Source organism: Sphingomonas sp. LR55, assembly GCF_036856015.1.
In the GTDB taxonomy this organism is placed as follows: Bacteria; Pseudomonadota; Alphaproteobacteria; order Sphingomonadales; family Sphingomonadaceae; genus Sphingomonas.
The window spans coordinates 1,289,466-1,311,709 of record NZ_JASPFO010000001.1; the positions used below are offsets into that span (position 1 = coordinate 1,289,466).

Consider the following 22,244-nt stretch of genomic DNA (forward strand, 5'->3'; position numbering starts at 1 on the left):
CAGCGACGTGCTATAGCGGTGCGATACACGGATGGGGGATGAACCGATGGGCTTGATCGTTGCCGCGCTCGCACTGGCGCTGGTGCTGCTGTACCTCTTCACCAGCATCAAGATCGTCCACCAGGGCTATCAATACACGATCGAGCATTTCGGCCGCTTCACGACGGTCGCCCGGCCGGGCTTCAATTTCTACCCGGCATTTTTCTACCGTGTCGGTCGGAAAGTGAACATGATGGAGCAGGTGATCGACATCCCCGGCCAGGAGATCATCACCAAGGACAATGCGATGATCTCGACCGACGGGGTCGTGTTCTTCCAGGTGCTCGACTCGGCCAAGGCCGCGTACGAGGTGTCGGACCTGTACCAGGCGCTGTTGCAGCTCACGACGACGAACCTGCGCACGGTGATGGGCTCGATGGACCTCGACGAGACGCTGTCGAAGCGCGACGAGATCAATGCGCGGCTGCTGAACGTGGTAGATCACGCGACGACGCCGTGGGGCGTGAAGATCACGCGCGTCGAGATCAAGGACATCCGTCCGCCGGCCGATATCGTCAACGCGATGGGGCGGCAGATGAAGGCCGAGCGCGAGAAGCGGGCCAACATTCTGGACGCTGAGGGTTCGCGGGCTTCGGAGATTCTCCGCGCCGAGGGGCAGAAGCAGGCGCAGATCCTCGAGTCCGAGGGGCGCAAGGAGTCGGCGTTCCGCGATGCCGAGGCGCGCGAGCGGGCTGCCGTTGCTGAAGCTTCGGCAACGCGTGCGGTGTCTCAGGCGATCGACGAGGGGGCGCGCAGGCGATCAACTACTTCATCGCGCAGAAATATGTCGAGGCGATAGGGAAGTTCGCAACCTCGCCCAATGCGAAGACGATCCTGTTTCCGGTCGAGGCTACGCAGTTGATGGGGACGCTTGGCGGGATTGGCGAACTGGCGAAGGATGCTTTGCGTGATGCGACTGCTTCACCGCCGGCAAAGCCTGCTGCTCGGGGCCCGTTCGAGTTGTCGAAGTCGACTGAGGTTCCGAAGAGCTGATGGACGTGATCGGGTCGGCTGGCGCGTGGTTGATCGCGGCGCTGGTGCTGGGGATCGCCGAGCTGGCGGTGCCGGGGGTGTTCCTGGTGTTCCTTGCCATTGCTGCGGCGGTGACCGGCGCAGCGGTGTTCGTGTTGCCGGACCTGCCGGTGGCGGCGCAACTGGCTGCCTTCGGCGTTTGGAGTGCGGTTACCGTGCTGATCGGGAAGCGCTGGTACCGGGATTATCCGGTCGAGGGTGGGGATCCGATGTTGAACGATCGGTCTGCTCGGCTGGTGGGTCAGGTTGTCGTTGTCGAGACTGCAATCGTTGCCGGGCGTGGTCGGGTGTGCATCGGAGACGGGAGCTGGCCGGCTCGTGGCGAGGATGCTTTAGTTGGCGCTCGGGTACGGGTCACCACGGTTGTTGATGGTGAGGTGGTGGTGGAGGCGCTCTAAACCCTCTCCCTTCAGGGGAGAGGGAAGCCGCGTAGCGGCGCGGGTGAGGGCACGCCGTATCACGTGCCCTCACCTTCCCACCCGACTTCGTCGTGCGGGCCCCTTCCTCTCCCCCTAGGGAAGAGGAGTTTTAGGCGGCCTCGCGAACCTTCGGCGCCGCTTGCCGGACACCTTCGTCGACATGCTCGGCGAATTGGGCGAAGTTCTCGACGAACAGGTCGACCAGGTTGGCGGCCGTCGCGTCGTACGCATCCTTGTCTGCCCAAGTCGTGCGCGGATCCAAGATGGCGCTGTCGACGCCCGGTACACTTACCGGGACCTGGAACCCGAAGTTCGGGTCCGTCCGGAACTCCGCATCGTTCAGGCTCCCATCGAGTGCGGCGTTTAGCAGCGCCCGCGTCGCCTTGATCGGCATGCGGTTGCCGACGCCGTATTTGCCGCCGGTCCAGCCGGTGTTGACCAGCCAGCAATCGACGCCGCCCTTCGCGATCCGCTCCTTGAGCAAATTGCCATAGACCGACGGATGCCGCGGCATGAACGGTGCGCCGAAGCAGGTCGAGAAGGTCGCGTCCGGTTCGGTGACGCCGATCTCGGTCCCGGCGACGCGCGCGGTGTAGCCCGACAGGAAATGGTACATAGCCTGGTCGGGCGTCAGCTTCGCGATCGGCGGCAGCACGCCGTACGCGTCCGCGGTCAGCATCACGATGTTGCGCGGCACCGGCCCCATGTTCTCGGCCGACGCATTCGGGATGAAGTCGATCGGATACGCGCCGCGGCTGTTCTCGGCCAGCGTATGATCGTCGAGATCGAGCAGCCGCGTTGCCGGATCCATTACGACGTTCTCCAGCACCGTCCCGAACCGCTTGGTGGTCGCGAAAATCTCGGGTTCGGCATCGGCGGACAAGCGGATCATCTTGGCATAGCAACCGCCCTCGAAATTGAAGACCGCGGTGTCGGACCAGCCATGCTCGTCGTCGCCGATAAGCGTGCGGCTGGCATCGGCCGAGAGCGTCGTCTTGCCGGTGCCCGACAGCCCGAAGAACACCGCGGTGTCGCCGTTCTCGCCCATGTTCGCCGAGCAGTGCATCGGCATCACGCCGGTTGGTGGCAGCAGGTAGTTGAGCAGGCCGAACACCGACTTCTTCATCTCGCCTGCGTATTTGGTGCCGCCGATCAGGATCAGCTTGTCGGTGAAGTTCACCGCGATCACCGTTTCGCTCCGGCAGCCGTGCCGCGCGGGATCGGCGCGGAAGCTCGGCAGGTCGACGATCGTGTACTCCGCGACGAAGTCCTTCAGCGCCGCCTGTTCGGGCCGGACCAGCATCGTCCGGATGAAGAGGTTGTGCCACGCCAGTTCGGTGACGACGCGAACGTTGACGCGGTGATCGGCCTGCGATCCGCCGTACAGATCCTGGACGAACAGCTCGTCCTTCTGCGCCAGCACCGCGAAGAAATCCTCCTTCAGTGCAGCGAAATGCGCGGGCTCCATCGCCTTGTTGCTCTTGCCCCACCACACGGTCGCGTCGGTCTCGGCATCGCGGACGATGAACTTGTCCTGCGCCGATCGCCCGGTATGCGCGCCGGTCTCGACGACCAGCGGACCGTCGGCGGACAGCGTCCCCTCGTTCCGCTCCAGCGCGGCCTCGACGAGCTGCGCGGTGACCAGGTTCCAGTGTAAATTGGCGCGGGTTTCGATCCCCTGCGCGGATAGGCCGACGGCCGGAATACGCTCGCTCGACACGGCATCTCTCTCCTAAGTTTATATCGCATACGTATGTATGTCGTTGCGGCCGGCTGTACGGGTCAGCTTTCCACCGGTCAAATCCACTGAGCCACGACGCCGTCCCGATACGGCTCTAGTTGAGTGCGGCGACGGTTTGCCCTACGCCGACACGCCAACGACCGAGGCAAAGCTTCCCAGATGACGGCAACGATCGCGCTGGTCGACGACGACCGCAACATCCTGACATCCGTGTCGATCGCGCTGCAGACCGAGGGCTTCGTCACGCGCGTCTATTCGGACGGCGAGACCGCGTTGAAGGCGCTGACCGACAACCCGCCCGATCTCGCGGTGTTCGACATCAAGATGCCGCGCATGGACGGGCTCGAACTGCTGCGTCGGCTGCGCGAGAAGAGCCAGATCCCGGTGATTTTCCTCACCAGCAAGGACGACGAGCTCGACGAGGCGCTCGGGCTCGCGATGGGCGCGGACGATTACATCGCCAAGCCGTTCTCGCAGCGGCTGCTGATCGCCCGCATCCGCGCGATCCTGCGGCGTACCGAGCTGACGCAATCGCCGGGGACGGAGACCGAGGCTGAGGCTGCTGGGCCGCTCGATCGCGGTCGTCTGAGCATGGACCCTGCACGGCACCGGACTTTGTGGGGCGGCGAGCCTGTTACACTGACCGTTACCGAGTTCATGATCCTCGAAACGCTCGCCCAGCGCCCTGGCATCGTCAAGACGCGCAACCAGCTGATGGATGCGGCGTATCAGGACGATATCTATGTCGACGATCGCACCATCGACAGCCACATAAAACGACTCCGCCGCAAATTCAGGCAGGTCGATCCCGCGTTCGACGCTATCGAGACATTATATGGTGCCGGGTATCGATTTTCTGAGGAATGAGCTGGGGGTCGACGGGCGCGATCTCACGCTGCGCTGGTCGGGACAGATCTCGCTCACGCGGCGGATTCTCGCGGTCAACATCTTCGCACTGCTGCTGCTGGCGGGCGGGTTCTTCTATCTCGACTCGTATCGCAGCCGGGTCGTCGACAATCGCGTCGCACAGACCGCACGCGAAGCACGACTGATCGGCGAGGCGATCGCCGCCGTCGATCCGACGTTGCGCGATCCACTGGTGCTGAGGCTCTCGCGCGACACGGGCTCGCGGATCCGGTTGTTCGACGGCACGGGGCGGACGACCGTCGACAGCCGCGTGCTGGGCCTGCGCAATTTCGTGTTGATGGATCCGGACAAGGAAGATTGGGACCAGACGATCGCCCGCTTCCTGGACGCGGCGATCGACGTCATCGTCATGGCACCGCGCCCGCCGCTCTACCGCGAGCGCAGCGGTACGCAGCAATGGCCTGATGTGACGGCGGTCCGCGGACGCAGCATGGTATCGACGACGGTCTGGCGGGCGCCCGATCGTACGCCGGTGCTGACCGCCGCCGCGCCGCTGCCGATGGGCGGCGTCGTGATGACCACGGTCAACGCACGCGATATCACGAAGACGGTGCGGATCGAGCGGTTCCGGCTCAGCATGGTGCTGCTCGGCGTGTCGATCGTCTCGATCCTGTTGTCGCTGTTCCTCGCGCGCACGATCGTCCGCCCGCTTCGCCGCCTTGCGCGTGCCGCTGTGCGTGTCCGGCTGGGTCGTGCTCGCGAGGTCGTCGTCCCCCGACTCCCTCGCGCCGCGACGAACTTGGCATGCTCGCACGCGCACTCTCCGACATGAGTCTCGCGCTCAGGGCCCGCATCGACGCCACCGAGGCGTTTGCCGCCGACGTGACGCACGAGATGAAGAACCCCCTCGCCTCGCTCCGGTCCGCGGTCGAGGGACTGTCGCGCGTCAAGGATCCGGCGCTCCAGGCACAATTGCTCGCGATCGTCCGCGACGACGTCCGCCGGCTCGACCGCCTGCTCTCCGACATCTCCGAAGCCTCGCGGCTCGACGCACAGCTCAGTCGGGCGAAGTTCGAGCCCGTCGACGTCGCGGCGATGATCGACGGGCTCGTCGCGCAACGCGACGCACGCGGGGTCGAGCGTGGTATCCGCCTCCGGTTCGATCGCAACCCCGACGATCGCACGGTCATACTCGGCGAAGGCGCGAGGCTCGAACGAGTCTTCGAAAATTTGATCGACAACGCGCTCTCCTTCTCGCCCGACGCAGGCCTGATCGCGATCTCCGCCATCCGCGAAGGCGAGGACCTCGTCATCCGCGTCGAGGACGAAGGTCCCGGCGTTCCGGAAGAGGCGCGCGAAGACGTGTTCAAGCGCTTCCACTCGGTCCGCCCCGACAGCGAGACGTTCGGCCAGCATTCCGGATTGGGGCTGGCGATCGCGCGGACGATCGTCGACGGCCATCAGGGCACGATCTTCGTCGAATCCCGCGAAGACCGGCTCGATGGCGCGCGCTTCGTGGTAAGGCTACCGCTCGCCGATATGCCGGAGTAAGGACGCTTCGTGGTCGTCCCCTCCTCCGACAGGCTCCACGCCACCACAGTCGCAATCGGCGGCGTGGCGGTCATGATCGAGGGCGTGTCCGGATCGGGCAAGTCCGACCTCGCGTTGCGCCTGATCGACCGCGGTGCAGTCCTCGTCAGTGACGACCAGACGCTCGTGATCCGCGCCGGCAAAATGCTCCGCGCACGCGCACCGGCGACGATAGCCGGCCGGATCGAAGTCCGGGGGATCGGTATCCTCGCCATGCCCTATGTCGAGGACGTTCCGGTCGGCCTGCTCGTCCGCGTCGATGGCGCGATCGAACGGATGCCCGAACGCCGCGCCCGAAAAATCGCCGGGATCGAAATCCGTCAGTTCGCGGTCAATCCCTTCGAAGTCTCCGCCCCGATCAAGGTCGAACTCGCATTGCGCAATCCGGAGCCTCTAGAATGATGTGTTCGCCATGACTCGACCGAAGGACATCCTGCTCGTCACCGGCATGTCGGGGGCAGGCAAGTCAACCGTCCTCAAGACGCTCGAGGATCTCGGCTGGGAGGTGGTCGACAACCTCCCGCTGCTGCTGCTCGACCGCCTGCTCGATGCGCCGCTTCCCGAAGGGTCGACCGACGATCTCGCGACCGCTCGCGATCGGTATCGGCGCGAGGACCCGCGATTTCGATCCGGAGCGGATTATCCGCCGAATCCGCGATCTGCGTGATCGTCACGGCTTGGAGGTCGGGATCCTGTTCCTCGATTGCTCCGGTAGTGAACTCGAACGCCGCTATTCCGAGACGCGGCGGCGGCACCCGCTCGCGCTCGATCGTCCCGCCAATGACGGCATCGGTCGTGAACGCGAGCTGCTCGCCCCGTTGCGCGACTGGGCGAACCGGCTGATCGACACCACCGACATGGCGGCGAACGAGCTCGCCCAACAAATCCGCACGAGCTTCGGTGGCGACGACCTCGGTGAGCCGACGCTGTCGATCCGATCGTTCGGGTTCGCCCGCGGGCTACCGCGCAACGCCGATCTGGTGTTCGACATGCGCTTCCTCCGTAATCCGCACTGGGACGCAGCACTTCGTCCCGGTACCGGGCTCGACGCAGATGTCTCTGCCTACATCATCGAAGATCCCGCCTACGAAGCCGCAGTGAGTCGAGATCGAGGAGCTGCTGATGTTGTTGCTCCCGCGCTACCGGGCGGAGGGCAAGTCCTACGTCACGGTGGCATTCGGGTGTACCGGAGGGAGACACCGGTCGGTGCATGTCGCCGACCGTGTCGCCCGACGGTTGCGCGACGCGGGATTTTCGCCCAGTATCGTCCACCGCGACCTGGGGGCCGCTCCACAAGATGCGCTCGAAGGATCACCGGTCGTCTTATGAGTATGAAACGCTGATATGATCGGCCTTGTTCTAGTAACCCACGGTCGATTGGCCGAGGAATTTGTTCGCGCGATGATCCATGTCGTCGGCCCGCAAGAGCGCGTCGCGCCGATCGCGATCGGTCCCGACGACGATATGGAAGAACGCCGCGCGGATATCGCCGCCGCGATCCAGGCGGTCGATGTCGGCCGCGGCGTGATCGTGCTGACCGACCTGTTCGGCGGCACCCCCTCCAATCTTGCCATCTCGCTGATGGAGCGCGGGCGGATCGAGGTGATCGCGGGCATGAACCTGCCGATGCTGATCCGGCTCGGCTCCGCGCGGAAATCGATGACAGTCGTCGCTGCGGTCGCGGCCGCACGGGAGGCGGGTCGCAAATATATCTCGGTAGCGTCCGAGGTTCTCGGCGAGGCAGCTGCGTGAGCCAGGTCTCGCGCACCGTCCAGATCACTAACCGCCGCGGGCTCCACGCGCGGGCGAGCGCCAAGTTCGTCACGCTCGCCTCCTCGCATCCGGTCGAGGTTAGCGTCACGAAGGACGGTTCGGATCACGTCACCGGCACTTCGATCATGGGGCTGATGATGCTTGGCGCGGCGATGGGCGACGCCATTACGATCAGCGCGAGCGGCGACGGCGCGGAGCATACGGTGGCTGCGCTGGCCGAACTGGTCGAGGCGAAGTTCGGCGAGGATTGACGATCTTCCCCCTTCCGCTTGCGGGAGGGGTCGGGGAGGGCATGAGCGACGGCGTGTTTACAAACCCCTCCCCCAACCCCTCCCGCACGCGGAAGGGGCGCTAGATGCCCCGCGAGATAACCGCCTTTTCGAACCCGCTGATCAAGTACGTCCGCGACCTGCGCGACAAGCGGCATCGGCGTGCGGCCAGGCAATTCCTTGCCGAGGGCCTGCGCATCCTCACCGAAGCGCGCGAGACCGGCCGCCTGCCCAGCACCTTGTTCTATGCAGCGGCCAGCGCGAACCATCCGTTGGTGCACGCGCTGTCGATGGACGTCGAGGATGCCGGCGGTGATCTCGATCCAGACCACGCCCGATATCCTCTCGAAGCTGTCGGGCAAGGATAACCCGCAGGCGGTCGTCGGCGTGTTCGACGAGTTCGACGCGACGCTCGAAGACCTCGATCGCACGCGTTCCGGCATCTGGCTGGTCGCGGAACGCCTGCGCGATCCCGGCAATCTCGGCACGATACTGCGTACCGGCGATGCCGTCGGTGCAGGCGGGCTGATCCTGATCGGCGAGTCAGTCGATCCGTTCTCGGTCGAGGCGGTGCGCGCGAGCATGGGCGCGCTGTTCACGATCCCTGTCGTGAAGACCGAGTGGGAGCCATTCCACGTCTGGCTGCGCACCGGACCCGGCCAACTCGTCGGGCTCAGCCTCGACACCGACACCGACTACAGGGCAGCGACCTATAACGGCCCAACCTTCCTGCTCACGGGCAACGAGGCGCAGGGCATGCCCCCCGAAATGGCCGAAGCATGCGACGTGCTCGTCAAGATCCCGATGCTCGGCAAGGCGGACAGCCTCAATGCTGCCGTCGCAACGGCCGTGATGGCCTATGAAGTGCTTGCCCGGCAGGAAAAACCTTAATCCGTAGCCTCAACCGTTAATTTTGCCCGATTGGCGATGCTTAGCGAGTCCGGTTCAGCTAAGGGAGAGCTACGTCGTGCGAAAGCATCGACCAGATACAAGACAGGACGATTATGGCTCGCGGTTTCGATGATGGACGAATGAAGACTGGCGTGATCCGGTCCGTGCTCGCGGCGGCCCCGCTGTTGATGGCAACTCCGTCGTTCGCGCAGGTTACGCCGCCGCCGGTCGTCCCGACCACGCCTGCGGCCATGCCAACGCCGACGCTCGCGCCACCGGTGATCACCGTGCCGCCACTCAGCGACACGCAGGCCGCGCTGCTCGACAAGCTGCTCAATGGCGACATCGTCGCACAGGGCCTGAAGTCCGCCGCCACGGTATCGACCAGTGCGCCGAGCAAGGACGAACTCGTCCGTGCCGCGCTCGACCATGCGCGCGCGGTGCATGCCGGCCGCCTCAGCGGCGCCGATTTCCAGAAGGATTGGGGCCTGCGTCCGCCCGCCTATGATCCGACCCCGGCGTTTGCCGACGCGGTCCGGCTCGATCGGATCGCCGCGTGGTTCGCGTCGCTGCCGCCGCCCTATGCCGGCTATGACGGGCTTCGTAAGGGCCTCCAGAATTACCGATCGATCGCCGCTACGGGGGCTGGTCTCCGCTGGCGTCCGGCCCGGACTTCACCATCGGCGCATCCGGTCCGCGCGTGCTGGCGCTGCGCAAGCGGCTGGCGGCCGAGGACAAGGACGTCTCGACGAGCGGCGACAAATTCGATGCCGCGCTCGTCGATGCGGTCCGTCGCGCGCAACGACGCTACGGCCTCAACCCCAGCGGGATCGTCTCGACGCAGACGCTGGCTGCGCTCAATGTGTCGGCAACCGACCGCGTGCGTCAGATCATGGCGAACATGGAGCGCTGGCGCTGGCTGCCGCAAGACCTGCCGCGCGACCGTATCCAGGTGAACATCGCCGCCGCGGTGCTCACGGTGTTCGACGGCGACACGCCGGTGCAGTCGATGCGCGCGGTCACCGGGCGACCGGGCGACGAAACGCCGATGCTCTCGTCGACGATCCACAGCATCGTCATCAACCCGCCCTGGAACGTGCCGACGTCGATCGCTACGAAGGAATTGTGGCCGAAGGAACGCGCGAACCCGGGCTATTTCAAGCGCAACGGCATCAAGGTGATCGACGGCACGCGACTTCAGCAACAAGCTGGCGACCAGAGCGCTTTGGGGCGGTTCAAGTTCGATTTCGCCAACGACTATTCGGTCTATCTCCACGATACGCCAAGCCGTGCGAAGTTCGCGAGCTTTAGCCGGCTTGCGAGCCATGGCTGCGTTCGCCTTGAAAAGCCTGCCGAACTCGCCGACCTGCTGCTCAAGGGTGATCCCGCGTGGACGCCCGAGATGGTTGACGCTGCGGTTGCCAAGGGTGACACGGTCCGTGCTCGCCTGACCAAGCCTGTGTCGGTCTATCTGCTCTACTGGACCGCGTTTGCCAGCGGCAACGGCCAGATGAACTTCCGCGCCGATCCCTATGACTGGGACGGCATCCTCGCCTCCAAGATCGAGGCGCGCACCGCACGCCAGACGATCGCCGCTCGCTGAGAGGGTCAGACATGACGATTTTCACCCGCACCCGTACCGCCATCGCCGGCGGCTTGCTTGCCGCGATGGCGCTGGCCGGCTGCTCGCGCTCCGAGCCCGAGCAGCCGCCGACGGATACGAATATGGTCGAGGATACCGGCGTAACCGAGTCCGAGGCGGCCCCTGCCCCGGTCGAGGCTGCGCCGGTCGAAGCGGCGCCGGCCGCACCTGCCGTGGTCGAACCGCCGCGCGAAAAGCCGGTCGCGCCGGACGAGCAGATGCTTGACGATGCCGACGCCACGGGCATGACCGCGCGTGACGCGCGATGAAGCGCCGGTGGAGAACGACGCCGAACCGCAGCAGTAGCGGACGTTTTACGATCCTCCCCCGCCAGGGGGAGGTGGCAGGCGTAGCCTGGCGGAGGGGGAGGTAAGGGAAACCTCTGTTCCGTGTCCCCCCTCCGTCACCTTCGGTGCCACCTCCTCCGGGGGAGGATCAGGTCGAAGTCTACGCCGTCATCGCCGCCATGACCCGATCGCGCAGCGCAACCGGGCAGATCAGCAGGTCGGGCATGTAGACATCCCGACAATTATACACCAACGGCGACCCGTCGATCCGGCTGCAATGCAGCCCGAACGCTGCCGCTACCGCCACCGGCGCGGCCGAATCCCACTCATACTGCCCGCCTGAATGCAGGTAGATATCCGCCTCTCCGCGGACTACCGCCATCGCCTTTGCGCCGGCCGAGCCCATCGGGATCAGCGTCGCGCCAAGGACTTCCGCAACCTTCACCGCCTCGGGCGCAGGCCGCGTCCGGCTGACGACCATCCGTAGTGGATCACCCGGCGGTGGCACCGGTGCGGGCTGGTCCGAACGCAGGACCAGACCCAATCCCGGTAATGCCACCGCACCGACCTCCGCGACCCCGTCGATCGCGAGCGCGACATGCACCGCCCAATCGTCGCGCGCCTCGCCATATTCGCGCGTTCCGTCAACCGGATCGACGATCCACACGCGCGACATCGCCGTCCGCGTCCCGTCACATCGACGTTCCTCGGACAACAGACCGTCGTCCGGCCGCGCATCCTGCAACGCATGGACGAGGAACGCGTTCGCGGTCTCGTCCCCGGCCTTGCCGAGTGCGCCGGGCGAGAACACGCCCGACCGTCGCACTTCGAGCAGCAACCGCCCCGCCGTCTCGGCCAGATGCGCGGCGAGTTCGCCGTCGGTCATCGCACTGCTCATGGAATCAGCACCGCGACGATCGCATCGGCGGCTTCGTCAGGCGTCATACCGGTCGTGTCGATCCGGATCTCCGGGTTCGCCGGTGCTTCATAAGGTGAATCGATCCCAGTGAAGTTCGCCAGCTTGCCCGCCCGCGCCTTCGCATACAGCCCCTTAACGTCGCGCCGCTCGGCCTCGGCGAGCGGCGTGTCGATATGCACCTCGATGAACTCGCCCGGCGCCATCATCTGCCGCACCATCTCGCGCTCGGCGCGGAACGGCGAGATGAACGCGGTGATCACGATCAGCCCGGCATCGGTCATCAGCTTGGCGACCTCGCCGACGCGCCGAATATTCTCGACCCGGTCGGCATCGGTGAAGCCGAGGTCGCGGTTCAGCCCGTGGCGGACATTGTCGCCGTCGAGCAGGAACGTGTGCCGGTTCATCCGGGCCAGCTTCATCTCGACCAGATTGGCGATCGTCGACTTGCCCGCACCCGACAGCCCCGTGAACCACAGCACCGCCGCCTTCTGGTTCTTCAGCGCGGCGTGCGCCTCACGGCCGATATCGGTCGCCTGCCAGTGTACGTTCTGCGCACGCCGGAGCGAGAAGTGCAGCATCCCCGCCGCCACCGTCGCGTTGGTGATCTTGTCCACTAGGATGAACCCGCCGAGCTGGCGATTGTCCGCATAGGGCTCGAACACCAGCGGCCGGTCGGTCGACAGGTTCGCGACACCGATCGCATTGAGCTCCAACGTCTTGGCAGCAAGCCGTTCCATAGTGTTGACATTTATCGCGTATTTTGGCTGCTGGATGGTCGCCGTCACGGTCTGTGTCGCGAGCTTGAGCCAATAAGAGCGCCCCGGCAGCATCGCCTCGTCCGCCATCCAGACTACGGTCGCCTCGAACTGATCCGCCACTTCCGGCGGCGACTCGGCGGCCACGATCACGTCGCCGCGCGAGCAATCGATCTCGTCCGCCAGCGTCAGCGTCACCGATTGCCCGGCGACCGCACTCGGCAGATCGCCGCCGAACGCTACAACGCGGGCGATCGTTGAGGTGCGCCCGCCCGGCAGGATGCGCACCGCATCGCCCGGCGCGATCGACCCACTCGCGACCAGCCCCGAAAAGCCCCGGAAGTCGAGATTGGGACGGTTCACCCACTGCACCGGCATCCGGAACGCGCCCGCCTGATCCTCGCTGACGTCGAGCGTCACCGTATCGAGATGGTCGATCAGCGTCGGCCCGTCGTACCAGGGCGTATTCGCGCTTGCGGCTGTAATGTTGTCGCCCTTGAACCCCGAAATCGGCATCGGCGTGAAGCCGGCAATCCCGATCGACTCCGCAAACGCCGCATAGTCCGCGACGATCCGGTCGTAGGTCGCTTGGTCGTAGCCGACGAGGTCCATCTTGTTGACCGCCAGCACGAGGTGCCGGATGCCGATCAGGTGCGCGAGATAGCTGTGGCGCTTGGTCTGCGTCAGGATGCCCTTGCGCGCATCGATTAGGATCACCGCGAGATCGGCGGTCGACGCGCCGGTGATCATGTTGCGTGTGTATTGTTCATGCCCCGGCGTATCGGCGACGATGAACTTGCGCTTCTCGGTCGAGAAATAGCGATAGGCGACGTCGATCGTAATGCCCTGCTCGCGCTCGGCGGCGAGCCCGTCGACCAGCAGCGCGAAATCGATCTCCTGGCCTTGCGTGCCGACCTTCTTCAGAATCGCTCTCCAGCGCAGCGAGCTGATCCTCGAAAATCATCTTAGAATCGTACAGCAACCGCCCGATAAGCGTCGACTTTCCGTCGTCGACAGACCCGCAGGTAATGAATCGGAGCAGACTCTTATGCTGGTGCTGGAGCAGATAGGCGTCGATGTCCTCGGCGATGATGTCCTGCACCTGATAGGCGGACTCCTGCGTGCGCGTAGCCATCAGAAATAGCCCTCCTGCTTCTTCTTCTCCATGCTCGCCGAGCCCGCGTCGCGGTCGATCGCGCGGCCCTGGCGTTCGCTGGTAGTAGTCAGCAGCATCTCCTGGATCACCGCGGACAGGTTGTCGGCCTCGCTCTCTACCGCTCCCGTCAGCGGGTAGCAGCCGAGCGTGCGGAAACGGATCGAGCGCTCCACCGGCACCTCGCCAGGCTCGAGCCGAAAGCGATCGTCGTCGACCATCAGCAGCATGCCGTCGCGCTCGACGGTAGGGCGCGGTGCGGCGAAATAGAGCGGGACGATCGGGATGTCCTCGAGCTGGATATACTGCCAGACATCGAGTTCGGTCCAGTTCGAGATCGGGAAGACGCGAATGCTCTCGCCCTTCGCTTTCCGAGCATTATAGAGGTTCCACAGCTCGGGGCGCTGCTGCTTCGGGTCCCAGCGGTGATGCGCCGCACGGAACGAGAAGACGCGCTCCTTCGCGCGGCTCTTCTCCTCGTCGCGCCGCGCGCCTCCGAATGCCGCATCGAAGCCGTGGAGGTCGAGCGCCTGCTTCAGCCCCTCGGTCTTCCACATATCGGTGTGCAGAGCACCGTGATCGAACGGGTTGATCCCGCGCGCCTCGGCCTCGGGGTTCTTGTAGACGAGCAGGTCCATCCCGCTCTCCGCCGCCATCCGGTCGCGCAGATCGTACATCGCCTTGAACTTCCACGTCGTATCGACATGCAGCAGCGGGAAAGGCGGTGGCGACGGATAAAAGGCTTTCCGCGCCAGGTGCAGCATCACCGCGGAATCCTTGCCGACGCTGTAGAGCATTACCGGGCGCTCGCACTCGGCGACCACCTCGCGAAGGATGTGGATGCTCTCGGCCTCGAGCCGCTGGAGATGCGTGAGCGACACGGGGCAGGTATCTGGAAGTTTCGTCATCCTCCTCGACGTAGGACGTCGCGGCGGCGCGTACAGCATCGTATTTCTCGCCCGCCCCAAAGATCGAGCATTACCCCTCGATCGGGTCCATCATCAGCGGGGCATGGCGATCGACCAGTGTGGCACTCGCGGTGTTCAGGCCAATGACCTCGACCTCGCGACCGTGGCGGCGCAGTTTGCCGACGACATCTTCGAGCGCGGCGACCGCCGTGACGTCCCAAAGATGCGCGTTGGTTAGGTCGATGCGGACGGCGCGGGCCGTCTCGCGCAGGTCAAACCGATCGGCGAAAATGTCGGCGCTGGCGAAGAAGATCTGACCGCTTACCCGGTAGCTACGCGTGTCGGTTGCCACGTCGTGATCGATTGCGACGTCCATCATCCGCGTCACCTTCCACGCGAAGAACACGCCGCTGAGCAGCACGCCGACCCCGACGCCGAGCGACAGGTCGTGCGTCGCGACGGTGACGACGACGGTCGCGACCATCACCACGCTCGACATCTTCGGGTGCCGCGCGAGGTCGCGGAGCGAGCCCCAGGAGAAGGTGCTGATCGACACCATGATCATGATCGCGACCAGCGCCGCGACCGGCACCTGCGCGACCCATGGCCGCAGCAGGACCATGACGATCAGCAGGAACACGCCCGCGACCATCGTCGAGAGCCGCCCGGTGCCGCCATAGCGGACATTGCCGACGGTCTGGCCGATCATCCCGCACCCGGCGATGCCGCCGAACGCGCCCGCCGCGATGTTGGCGAGGCCGAGCCCCGTGCACTCGCGCGCCTTCGAACTGGTGGTCTCGGTGAGTTCGTCGACCACGCTGGCGGTCATCATCGATTCGAGCAGGCCGACCGCGGCCATCGCGAACGCATAGGGCGCGACGATCCGCAGCGTGTCCCAGGTCAGCGGAACGTCGGGCAACCCGAACGACGGCAGCGAATCCGGCAAGCGGCCTAGATCGCCGACCGTCTTCAGCGGCATCGGAAACCACATCGCGATCGCGGTAAGCACGACGATGCATATCAGCGGCGAGGGAATCGCGCTGGAAATCCGGGGCATGAGGTAGATGATCGCTAGGCCACCGGCGATCATCGCATACGCCTGCCAGCTGACGCCGACCATCTGCGGCACCTGCGCGGAGAAGATCAGGATCGCGAGCGCGTTGACGAAGCCGGCATGGACCGACTTCGAGACGAACCGCATCAATATGTCGAGCTTGGCGAGCCCGAAGGCGATCTGGAGTGCGCCCGCGAGGATCGTCGCGACGAGCAGATATTGCAGGCCGTGCGCGTGGACGAGCGCGGCGGCGACCAGCGCGACGGAGCCTGCCGCACCGGAGATCATCGCGGGGCGCCCGCCAGCGACCGCGATGACGATGCCGATCACGAAAGAGGCGAACAGGCCGACTTCGGGATCGATGCCGGCAACGAACGAGAAGGCGATGACCTCGGGGATCAGCGCGAAGGTGCCGACCATGCCGGCGAGAACGTCACGGCGCGCAGCCGTGGGGCCGCTGAACCATTCGGCCCGGTAACGAGAATATGATGTCATGTGTGTATCCGCATAGGACGCGAGAACCGCGGCGGTTGCGCGGGCGGTTCGTGATAAAAGCGTCGGTGCGTTGTCCGGCGGATCGGCGGCCGGAATAGCCACCCGGAATTGCACCGGGTCCAAGCGAGTAGGGGCTCGTTAGCGGAGAGTGTGCTGCAACGCAACATTCCCCTGCGTCACGCTGTCGACATTAACCCTCGACCGCAACCTCTCGCATGCCCCACCTATCTTACCGTCACCCCAGCGAAAGCTGGTGTATCTCTCGGGGCAGATGTCGCACGCCAAACAGGAATACCCCAGCTTTCGCTGGGGTGACGGATAGTGCGGGTAGCGGACGAGGCGGCGCGGCCGGGTTTTACGAAGGGGCGGCTAGCCCGGCCTACGTATAAAGATCCACGACCTCTGCCCCCTCGCCCACCGCCTGCAACAGCAAGGTTCGGTGGCAGTGGCACGGGTCGCGTTCGTAACAGAGCAGCGCGCTCGGCTTCTCCGCGGCGAGCCCGAGCATGATCGCGGCCTGCGCCTGTGCCTCGGGGAGGTCGAGTTGCTCATCGTACACCGCGGTAAGCGTCGCTACGTCGCCCTTCTTTGCCGCGTCACGTCCGCGCTTCGGCGTCCCGAGCGCCTTCAGATGCACATAGTCGATATCGACCTCGCGCAACGACGCAGCCAGCGAGGTCTTCGAGAACCCCGGCCGCCGCGACAACGGAAGCGCGCGGACGTCGATCACTCGCTCCACCCCCGCCGCCTTTAGCGCCGCCAGAAAGTCGGCCATCGTCGTGGCTTCATAGCCGATCGTGAAGATTGTCGTGGGATGGGTCATGGGAGCGAAGTGGGACTGCCCCGCCGACACGACAACCGCTGACAGGACAGGCGTCCGGCGCTATCTGACCGGAATGACCCACGATATTCACGTCATCGGCGGCGGCCTCGCCGGTTCCGAAGCCGCCTGGCAACTCGCCGAAGCCGGCCTCAAGGTGCGCCTCTCCGAAATGCGCGGCAGCGGCGAAGGCACGCCCGCACACCAAACCGACGGCCTCGCCGAACTCGTCTGCTCGAACAGCTTCCGCTCGGACGATGCGGATAGCAACGCGGTTGGGCTGCTCCACCAGGAACTGCGCACGCTCGGCTCGCTGATCATGCGCCAGGCGGACATCCACCGCGTCCCCGCGGGCTCCGCGCTCGCGGTCGACCGCGACAATTTCTCGAACAGCGTGACGGAGGCGATCGACCAGCATCCGAACATCACGCTGGTCCGCGAACGCGTCGACGCGCTGCCCGACGGCCCGACGATCATCGCCACCGGCCCGCTGACCGCCGCCTCGCTCGCCGCGGGGATCGGTGCGGAGACCGGCCGTGAGGCGCTCGCGTTCTTCGATGCGCTCGCGCCGATCGTCCACCGCGATCTCGATCGACATGGACACCGCGTGGTTCGCATCGCGCTGGGACAAGGGCGAGGGCAAGGACTACATCAATTGCCCGATGGACAAGGACCAGTATCTCGCCTTCCATCAGGGCCTGGTCGATGGCGAGAAGACCCCGTTCAAGGACTGGGAGAAGGACACGCCGTATTTCGATGGCTGCATGCCGATCGAGGTGATGGCAGAGCGCGGCGTCGATACGCTGCGCTATGGCCCGATGAAGCCGGTCGGTCTCGACAACCCGAAGACCGGGCGCTGGCCGCACGCCGTCGTCCAGCTTCGGCAGGACAATGCGCAGGGGACGCTGTGGAACATCGTCGGCTTCCAGACCAAGCTGAAGCACGCCGACCAGGTGCGGCTATTCCGGACCATTCCCGGCCTGGAGAATGCGGAGTTCGCGCGGCTGGGCGGGCTGCACCGCAACACGTTCATCCGCTCGCCCGAGCTGCTCGACGAGACGCTGCGGCTGAAGTCGCGCCCGAACATCCGGTTCGCCGGCCAGATTACCGGGTGCGAGGGGTATATCGAGAGCTGCGGGATCGGCATGCTCGCAGGGTTGTTCGCGGCGGCCGAACTGACCGGCAAGACACTGACGCCGCCACCTTATGCGACGGCGCTCGGCGCGTTGCTCGGCCACATCACCGGCGGTGCGGAGGCGGAGACGTATCAGCCGATGAACGTGAACTTCGGCCTGTTCCCGCCGATTCCCGGCCGCACCAAGAAGACCGATCGCAAGAAGATGTACACCGATCGCGGCCGCGCGGCGCTTGCGGAGTGGCTCAACTCTCCTCGGCAGGAGCCTGAACCGGTGGACAATTCACCCGAGCTGGCCCCTTCCGCTTGACCGCGGTCGTGGCAAATTCGGGCGCGGTCATCGTGCCCGATTTGTCGCGATCCGCGTCGGCAAACTTGGTCGTCGCCTTCACCGCCCACTCGTCGAACGAGAGCTTGCCGTCGCCGTCGACGTCGAGCCGCGCGTAAGCCTTGCGCCGCTGGACGAGGTATTCCTCCCGCGTGATCTTCGCATCGCGGTCCTTGTCGTAGCGATCGAACCGCTTCTGTTCGCGGGTCTTGTCGGTGGCTTGGGGCACGGCGTCTGGTAGCGGATCGCTCGCGACAGGCGCTTCGCCCGATTGCGATACCGGTTGCGCGGGCAGCAGCGGCCGCGGCCGCGCATTCCCGCTGAAGACCAGGAACCCCGCGATGATCAACGCGATCACCGCCGTACCGCCCGCCAGATATCGCCACATCGCCGTCGCTCCGCCTGCCAAGCGCGCACGCTAGGCCTCGAACGCGACGATCCCCAAGTGATGGGTCAGTATCCGGTCAGTCTGTGCCACGCCAAGCGTCCGACATGCCTTGCGCTCCCTAGCGTCCCGGGTGCCTCGGCAGCGTGGAACCTAGCGGACAGCGTCATCGCGCCAAGCGCCCGAACGGGTACCGGCCAACGCCCCTGTAGCGCGCGATCAAGTCGCTCCACCGCCCGCGCTCGCACCGCGTCACGGTCCGACGGCGTCAGCGTTCGCAGCGCCAAGTCAGCCAGTGCCCACCCTTCTCCGGCAAGCCCTATGCGATCGTCGACGGTATCCAGGACTGCGCCAGCAAGTTCAAACAACCGCCGTCCCCTCCGTACCGCAAACCGGTCGATTGCGGCCTCATCCAACGCAGGCTCGAGCAGTACGTCCCAACCATCGGTCAATTCGGCCAGCATGGTGCCGGATACACCCGCCGGTAGAACCGTGGCGTATAGTTCGCGCAGCAGCGGCTCGGCCGGCGGCGGCGTGGCATCCAATCGAGCCAGCGCCTCGTACCACCATGTTAGCCGCATCTGCCCGATGAGTGGCTCGCGTGTCGATCGCAAGATACCGGAAAACTTGTCATCGAGCGCAAACAGCGTCGCTAGCGCTGCCCTTGCAGGTACCGGTGCATAACTGAGTGCGAGCGCGCGCAGGGGATCTTCCGGGGTCATCGACCGCGCATACCGGGCATCACGCGTCGCGAACAGACGATTACGCGCTTGTTAACGACACCCGTTGGGCCGGACTTACAGGGTCCGCCGTATCGTCAGTTCTACGATCGACCTACGCTATGACTTCGCGACGTACACGTCCACGGTCAATGCCGGGTATGCAACCAAGGAACTGACGCCGGAATACCTTGTAAAGAACTGGAACTATGAAGGGTCGCCGCGTGACGCGGTGGTCTTAACATCGGGACCTGCACGGTCACGTCCTAGCCGGTGAAACCCAACCGGGACGATATTCAAGTCGACCACGACTACAAGCCAGTCGTAGGAAGTGGCGGGCTGCCGAACGGTGCTGCGAAGATCCATTATATCGTGTCATTGACCGTTCGCGACCGACACGATTTTGGCGAGATTTATAATCCATCGCCGACCACAACGCGCATGACCTGCGACAAATATACGAGCTGACGTCCAGCCGCGGCGGCATGCCGCGACTGGACGCGAACATCAGCCCTTGTAGGTAACCTTCTTCGCCGCCGTCACGACCTTCGCGACGTCGACCAGCATCAGCTTTTCGAGGTTCGCCGCGTAGGGCATCGGCACGTCTTCGTTCGTCACGCGCAGCACCGGTGCGTCGAGATCGTCGAAGCCGTGTTCCATCACCACCGACACGATCTCCGAGGCGATCGAGCAGGTTGCCCAATTCTCTTCAACGATGATCATGCGGTTGGTCTTGGCGAGGCTCTTCAGCACCGTCTCGGTGTCGAGCGGGCGCAGCGTGCGCAGGTCGATGACCTCGGCGTCGATGCCCTCTTCGGCGAGCTTCTCGGCAGCTTCGAGCGAAATGCCGACGCCGATCGAGTAGCTGACGATCGTGACGTCCTTGCCCTCGCGGACGATCCGCGCCTTGCCGATCGGCAGGACGTGGTTGTCGAGCTTGGGGACGTCGAAGCTGCGACCGTACATCAGCTCGTTCTCGAGGAACACGACCGGATCCTCGGTGCGGATCGCGGCCTTGAGCAGGCCCTTGGCATCCGCAGCGTCATACGGCGCGATCACGATCAGGCCGGGCACGCTCGCATACCACGCCGCGAAGTTGTGCGAATGCTGCGCACCCACGCGCGACGCCGCGCCGTTGGGACCGCGGAACACGATCGGGCAGCGCATCTGGCCACCCGACATGTAGTTGGTCTTGGCGGCCGAGTTGATGATGTGGTCGATCGCCTGCAACGCGAAGTTGAAGGTCATGAACTCGACGATCGGGCGAAGGCCGCCCATCGCCGCGCCTGCACCGATGCCGGCAAAACCGTATTCGGTGATCGGCGTATCGATCACGCGACGGTCGCCGAACTCGTCGAGCAGCCCCTGCGTGACCTTGTACGCGCCCTGATACTGCGCGACTTCCTCGCCCATCACGAAGACGCGATCGTCTTCGCGCATTTCCTCGGCCATCGCGTCGCGCAACGCTTCGCGGACGGTCGTCTTGACCATCTCGGTGCCCTCGGGGATCGCCGGGTCGGAGATGCCGACCTTCTCCGCCGATGCGACGAGCTGCTGCGTGCCGCTCTCGGCCTTCGCAGGCGACGCGCCTTCGGGAACCGGGGAGCCTTGTCATCCGACGGCGTTTCTTTCGGCGCGGCGTTGGCCGCATCGCCGGAGCGTGCCTCGGTCGGCTTGGCGTCGCTCGCGGTCTCGCCCTCTTCGAGGATCGTCGCGATGACGGTGCCGACCTTCACGTTGTCGGTGCCCTCGGCGACGCTGATCGAGCCGATCCTGCCTTCGTCGATCGCCTCGAACTCCATCGTCGCCTTGTCGGTCTCGATCTCGGCAAGGATGTCGCCCGACTTGACGCTGTCGCCTTCCTTGACGAGCCACTTGGCCAGCGTGCCCTCTTCCATCGTGGGGGAGAGCGCGGGCATCTTGATCTCGATCGCCATCAGTACTTCTCCACCAGAACGTCGGTGTAGAGGTCGGCAGCATCCGGCTCCGGGGTCTGCTCGGCGAAATCGGCGGCTTCGTTCACGATTTTCCTGATTTCCTGTTCAAGGGACTTGAGGTCCGCTTCGGTCACGCCCTGCGCGTCGAGCAGCTTCTTCATGTGATCGATCGGATCCGACTTGTCGCGGACTGCCTGGACCTCGTCGCGCGTACGGTACTTGGCCGGATCGGACATCGAGTGGCCGCGGTAACGGTACGTCTTCATCTCGAGGATGACCGGACCCTTGCCCGCGCGAACCCATGCCAGCGCTTCCTCGGCGGCACCGCGGCAGGCGAGCACGTCCATGCCGTCGACCTGGATGCCGGGAATGCGGAAGCTCTCGCCGCGGCGATACAGCTGGTCCTCGGCGGAGGCGCGGTTGACGCTGGTGCCCATCGCGTACTGGTTGTTCTCGATCACGAAGATGATCGGGAGCTTCCACAGCTCGGCCATGTTGAAGCTCTCGTACACCTGGCCCTGGTTCGCGGCTCCATCGCCGAAATAGGCCATGCAGACGCCGCCGTCGTTCGAGTATTTATGCTTGAACGCGAGGCCGGTGCCGAGCGACACCTGCGCACCGACGATGCCGTGGCCGCCGTAGAATTTATGCTCGGTCGAGAACATGTGCATCGACCCGCCCTTGCCCTTCGAGATCCCCGAATTGCGCCCGGTCAGCTCGGCCATGATCACCTTCGGGTCGATCCCGTAGGCGAGCATGTGGCCGTGATCGCGGTAGCCGGTGATCACCGAATCGGTCTCGCCGTTGAGCGCGGACTGAAGCCCGACCGCGACGGCTTCCTGTCCGATGTAGAGATGGCAGAAGCCACCGATCAGGCCCAAGCCATAGAGCTGGCCCGCTTTTTCTTCGAAACGGCGGATCAGCAGCATCTGCCGATACATTTCGAGCAGTTCGTCCTTCGACGCCTCGTACGGCTTTGGTTCGGCCGGTCGTTCGCGGTTCGTAATCGGCGGTTCGGCGATTGCGCGTACTGGTGGGGGGTCTTGGCCACGATGTGGGAAACCTCGTTTTCCGTAGGGGAGTTGA

General features: G+C 65.0%; 14 protein-coding genes, 8 pseudogenes and 1 other annotated feature. Of the genes and pseudogenes, 12 read left to right on the forward strand and 10 right to left on the reverse strand.

All coding sequences use genetic code 11. The features are described from left to right. Positions 1-46: 46 nt before the first annotated feature. Positions 47-1,032, forward strand: a pseudogene (locus QP181_RS06045) (SPFH domain-containing protein). Further along, entirely contained in the window at positions 1,032-1,469 is a 438-nt protein-coding gene (locus tag QP181_RS06050) for an NfeD family protein (protein ID WP_333927970.1), read from the forward strand. Before QP181_RS06045 ends, QP181_RS06050 begins: the two are co-directional and overlap by 1 nt. 130 nt (positions 1,470-1,599) lie before the next feature. Here the strand turns inward: QP181_RS06050 and QP181_RS06055 are convergent, their stop codons facing one another. After that, a complete protein-coding gene (locus QP181_RS06055) occupies positions 1,600-3,210 on the reverse strand; it encodes a phosphoenolpyruvate carboxykinase (RefSeq protein ID WP_333927971.1) in 1,611 nt (536 codons plus the stop codon). A gap of 180 nt (positions 3,211-3,390) precedes the next feature. On the opposite strand from QP181_RS06055, the gene QP181_RS06060 reads away from it, so the two are divergent. The 9 genes and pseudogenes from QP181_RS06060 (at position 3,391) to QP181_RS06100 (ending at position 10,532) form a co-directional block, all read left to right on the forward strand. Then, entirely contained in the window at positions 3,391-4,098 is a 708-nt protein-coding gene (locus QP181_RS06060) for a response regulator transcription factor (RefSeq protein ID WP_056058673.1), read from the forward strand. Beyond that, a pseudogene (locus QP181_RS06065) lies at positions 4,067-5,649 on the forward strand (sensor histidine kinase). Before QP181_RS06060 ends, QP181_RS06065 begins: the two are co-directional and overlap by 32 nt. A 9-nt stretch (positions 5,650-5,658) precedes the next feature. Beyond that, positions 5,659-6,090, forward strand: coding sequence for an HPr kinase/phosphorylase (locus tag QP181_RS06070; RefSeq protein ID WP_333927972.1), 432 nt, complete (start codon positions 5,659-5,661; stop codon positions 6,088-6,090). 10 nt (positions 6,091-6,100) lie between these two features. Beyond that, positions 6,101-7,017 (forward strand): annotated as a pseudogene (gene rapZ, locus QP181_RS06075) (RNase adapter RapZ). 15 nt (positions 7,018-7,032) lie between these two features. Then, complete coding sequence (locus QP181_RS06080; protein WP_056058662.1) at positions 7,033-7,440, forward strand: PTS sugar transporter subunit IIA; 408 nt, start codon at positions 7,033-7,035, stop codon at positions 7,438-7,440. Further along, entirely contained in the window at positions 7,437-7,712 is a 276-nt protein-coding gene (locus QP181_RS06085) for an HPr family phosphocarrier protein (RefSeq protein ID WP_132733989.1), read from the forward strand. Before QP181_RS06080 ends, QP181_RS06085 begins: the two co-directional genes overlap by 4 nt. A 104-nt stretch (positions 7,713-7,816) precedes the next feature. Beyond that, positions 7,817-8,621, forward strand: a pseudogene (locus QP181_RS06090) (TrmH family RNA methyltransferase). A 140-nt stretch (positions 8,622-8,761) separates the two neighbouring features. Continuing rightward, a pseudogene (locus tag QP181_RS06095) lies at positions 8,762-10,224 on the forward strand (L,D-transpeptidase family protein). 11 nt (positions 10,225-10,235) lie between these two features. Then, entirely contained in the window at positions 10,236-10,532 is a 297-nt protein-coding gene (locus QP181_RS06100) for a hypothetical protein (RefSeq protein ID WP_333927973.1), read from the forward strand. A 178-nt stretch (positions 10,533-10,710) separates the two neighbouring features. Here QP181_RS06100 and QP181_RS06105 read toward each other — a convergent pair whose 3' ends face one another. From QP181_RS06105 to QP181_RS06125, 5 genes and pseudogenes are all read right to left on the reverse strand, one after another. Next, positions 10,711-11,448: a 3'(2'),5'-bisphosphate nucleotidase CysQ gene (locus QP181_RS06105; protein ID WP_132896316.1), complete on the reverse strand. Its 738-nt coding sequence runs from the start codon at positions 11,446-11,448 to the stop codon at positions 10,711-10,713. Beyond that, positions 11,445-13,359: pseudogene (gene cysN / locus QP181_RS06110) on the reverse strand (sulfate adenylyltransferase subunit CysN). Before cysN ends, QP181_RS06105 begins: the two are co-directional and overlap by 4 nt. Next, positions 13,359-14,285 (reverse strand): sulfate adenylyltransferase subunit CysD, encoded by a 927-nt coding sequence (gene cysD / locus QP181_RS06115; protein ID WP_132896314.1) that lies wholly within the window; start codon positions 14,283-14,285, stop codon positions 13,359-13,361. The pseudogene cysN and the gene cysD overlap by 1 nt, the downstream one beginning before the upstream one ends. A 70-nt stretch (positions 14,286-14,355) precedes the next feature. Then, a complete protein-coding gene (locus tag QP181_RS06120) occupies positions 14,356-15,834 on the reverse strand; it encodes a SulP family inorganic anion transporter (RefSeq protein ID WP_333927974.1) in 1,479 nt (492 codons plus the stop codon). Between the two features lie 68 nt (positions 15,835-15,902). Next, positions 15,903-15,958 (reverse strand) — a sequence feature (sul1 is cis-regulatory element that is thought to sense ions involved in sulfur or methionine metabolism; They are found in Alphaproteobacteria). 255 nt (positions 15,959-16,213) lie between these two features. Further along, positions 16,214-16,657, reverse strand: coding sequence for a DUF488 domain-containing protein (locus QP181_RS06125; protein WP_333927975.1), 444 nt, complete (start codon positions 16,655-16,657; stop codon positions 16,214-16,216). Positions 16,658-16,730: 73 nt separating this feature from the next. Between QP181_RS06125 and trmFO the strand changes: the two are divergent. Then, positions 16,731-18,099, forward strand: a pseudogene (trmFO, locus tag QP181_RS06130) (methylenetetrahydrofolate--tRNA-(uracil(54)-C(5))-methyltransferase (FADH(2)-oxidizing) TrmFO). Here the strand turns inward: trmFO and QP181_RS06135 are convergent. The 4 genes and pseudogenes from QP181_RS06135 to pdhA all read right to left on the reverse strand — a co-directional run bounded on the left by QP181_RS06135 (position 18,035) and on the right by pdhA (position 22,165). Beyond that, positions 18,035-18,505, reverse strand: a complete 471-nt coding sequence (locus QP181_RS06135; protein WP_333927976.1) for an EF-hand domain-containing protein — start codon at positions 18,503-18,505, stop codon at positions 18,035-18,037. The pseudogene trmFO and the gene QP181_RS06135 sit on opposite strands and share 65 nt — an antisense overlap. A gap of 65 nt (positions 18,506-18,570) precedes the next feature. Next, positions 18,571-19,224, reverse strand: a complete 654-nt coding sequence (locus QP181_RS06140) for a squalene/phytoene synthase family protein (RefSeq protein WP_333927977.1) — start codon at positions 19,222-19,224, stop codon at positions 18,571-18,573. Positions 19,225-19,728: 504 nt separating this feature from the next. Next, positions 19,729-21,158 (reverse strand): annotated as a pseudogene (locus QP181_RS06145) (pyruvate dehydrogenase complex E1 component subunit beta). Further along, positions 21,158-22,165: a pyruvate dehydrogenase (acetyl-transferring) E1 component subunit alpha gene (pdhA, locus tag QP181_RS06150; protein ID WP_333929570.1), complete on the reverse strand. Its 1,008-nt coding sequence runs from the start codon at positions 22,163-22,165 to the stop codon at positions 21,158-21,160. The pseudogene QP181_RS06145 and the gene pdhA overlap by 1 nt, the downstream one beginning before the upstream one ends. Positions 22,166-22,244: the final 79 nt, after the last annotated feature.

Excerpts from the sequence above, each read along its gene's own strand:
- QP181_RS06050 (WP_333927970.1), top strand. The coding sequence starts at position 1,032 with ATGGACGTGATCGGGTCGGCTGGCGCGTGGTTGATCGCGGCGCTGGTG.
- QP181_RS06060 (WP_056058673.1), top strand. The coding sequence starts at position 3,391 with ATGACGGCAACGATCGCGCTGGTCGACGACGACCGCAACATCCTGACA.
- QP181_RS06080 (WP_056058662.1), top strand. The coding sequence starts at position 7,033 with ATGATCGGCCTTGTTCTAGTAACCCACGGTCGATTGGCCGAGGAATTT.
- QP181_RS06100 (WP_333927973.1), top strand. The coding sequence starts at position 10,236 with ATGACGATTTTCACCCGCACCCGTACCGCCATCGCCGGCGGCTTGCTT.
- QP181_RS06105 (WP_132896316.1), bottom strand. The coding sequence starts at position 11,448 with ATGAGCAGTGCGATGACCGACGGCGAACTCGCCGCGCATCTGGCCGAG.
- cysD (WP_132896314.1), bottom strand. The coding sequence starts at position 14,285 with ATGACGAAACTTCCAGATACCTGCCCCGTGTCGCTCACGCATCTCCAG.
- QP181_RS06120 (WP_333927974.1), bottom strand. The coding sequence starts at position 15,834 with ATGACATCATATTCTCGTTACCGGGCCGAATGGTTCAGCGGCCCCACG.
- QP181_RS06125 (WP_333927975.1), bottom strand. The coding sequence starts at position 16,657 with ATGACCCATCCCACGACAATCTTCACGATCGGCTATGAAGCCACGACG.
- QP181_RS06135 (WP_333927976.1), bottom strand. The coding sequence starts at position 18,505 with ATGTGGCGATATCTGGCGGGCGGTACGGCGGTGATCGCGTTGATCATC.
- QP181_RS06140 (WP_333927977.1), bottom strand. The coding sequence starts at position 19,224 with ATGACCCCGGAAGATCCCCTGCGCGCGCTCGCACTCAGTTATGCACCG.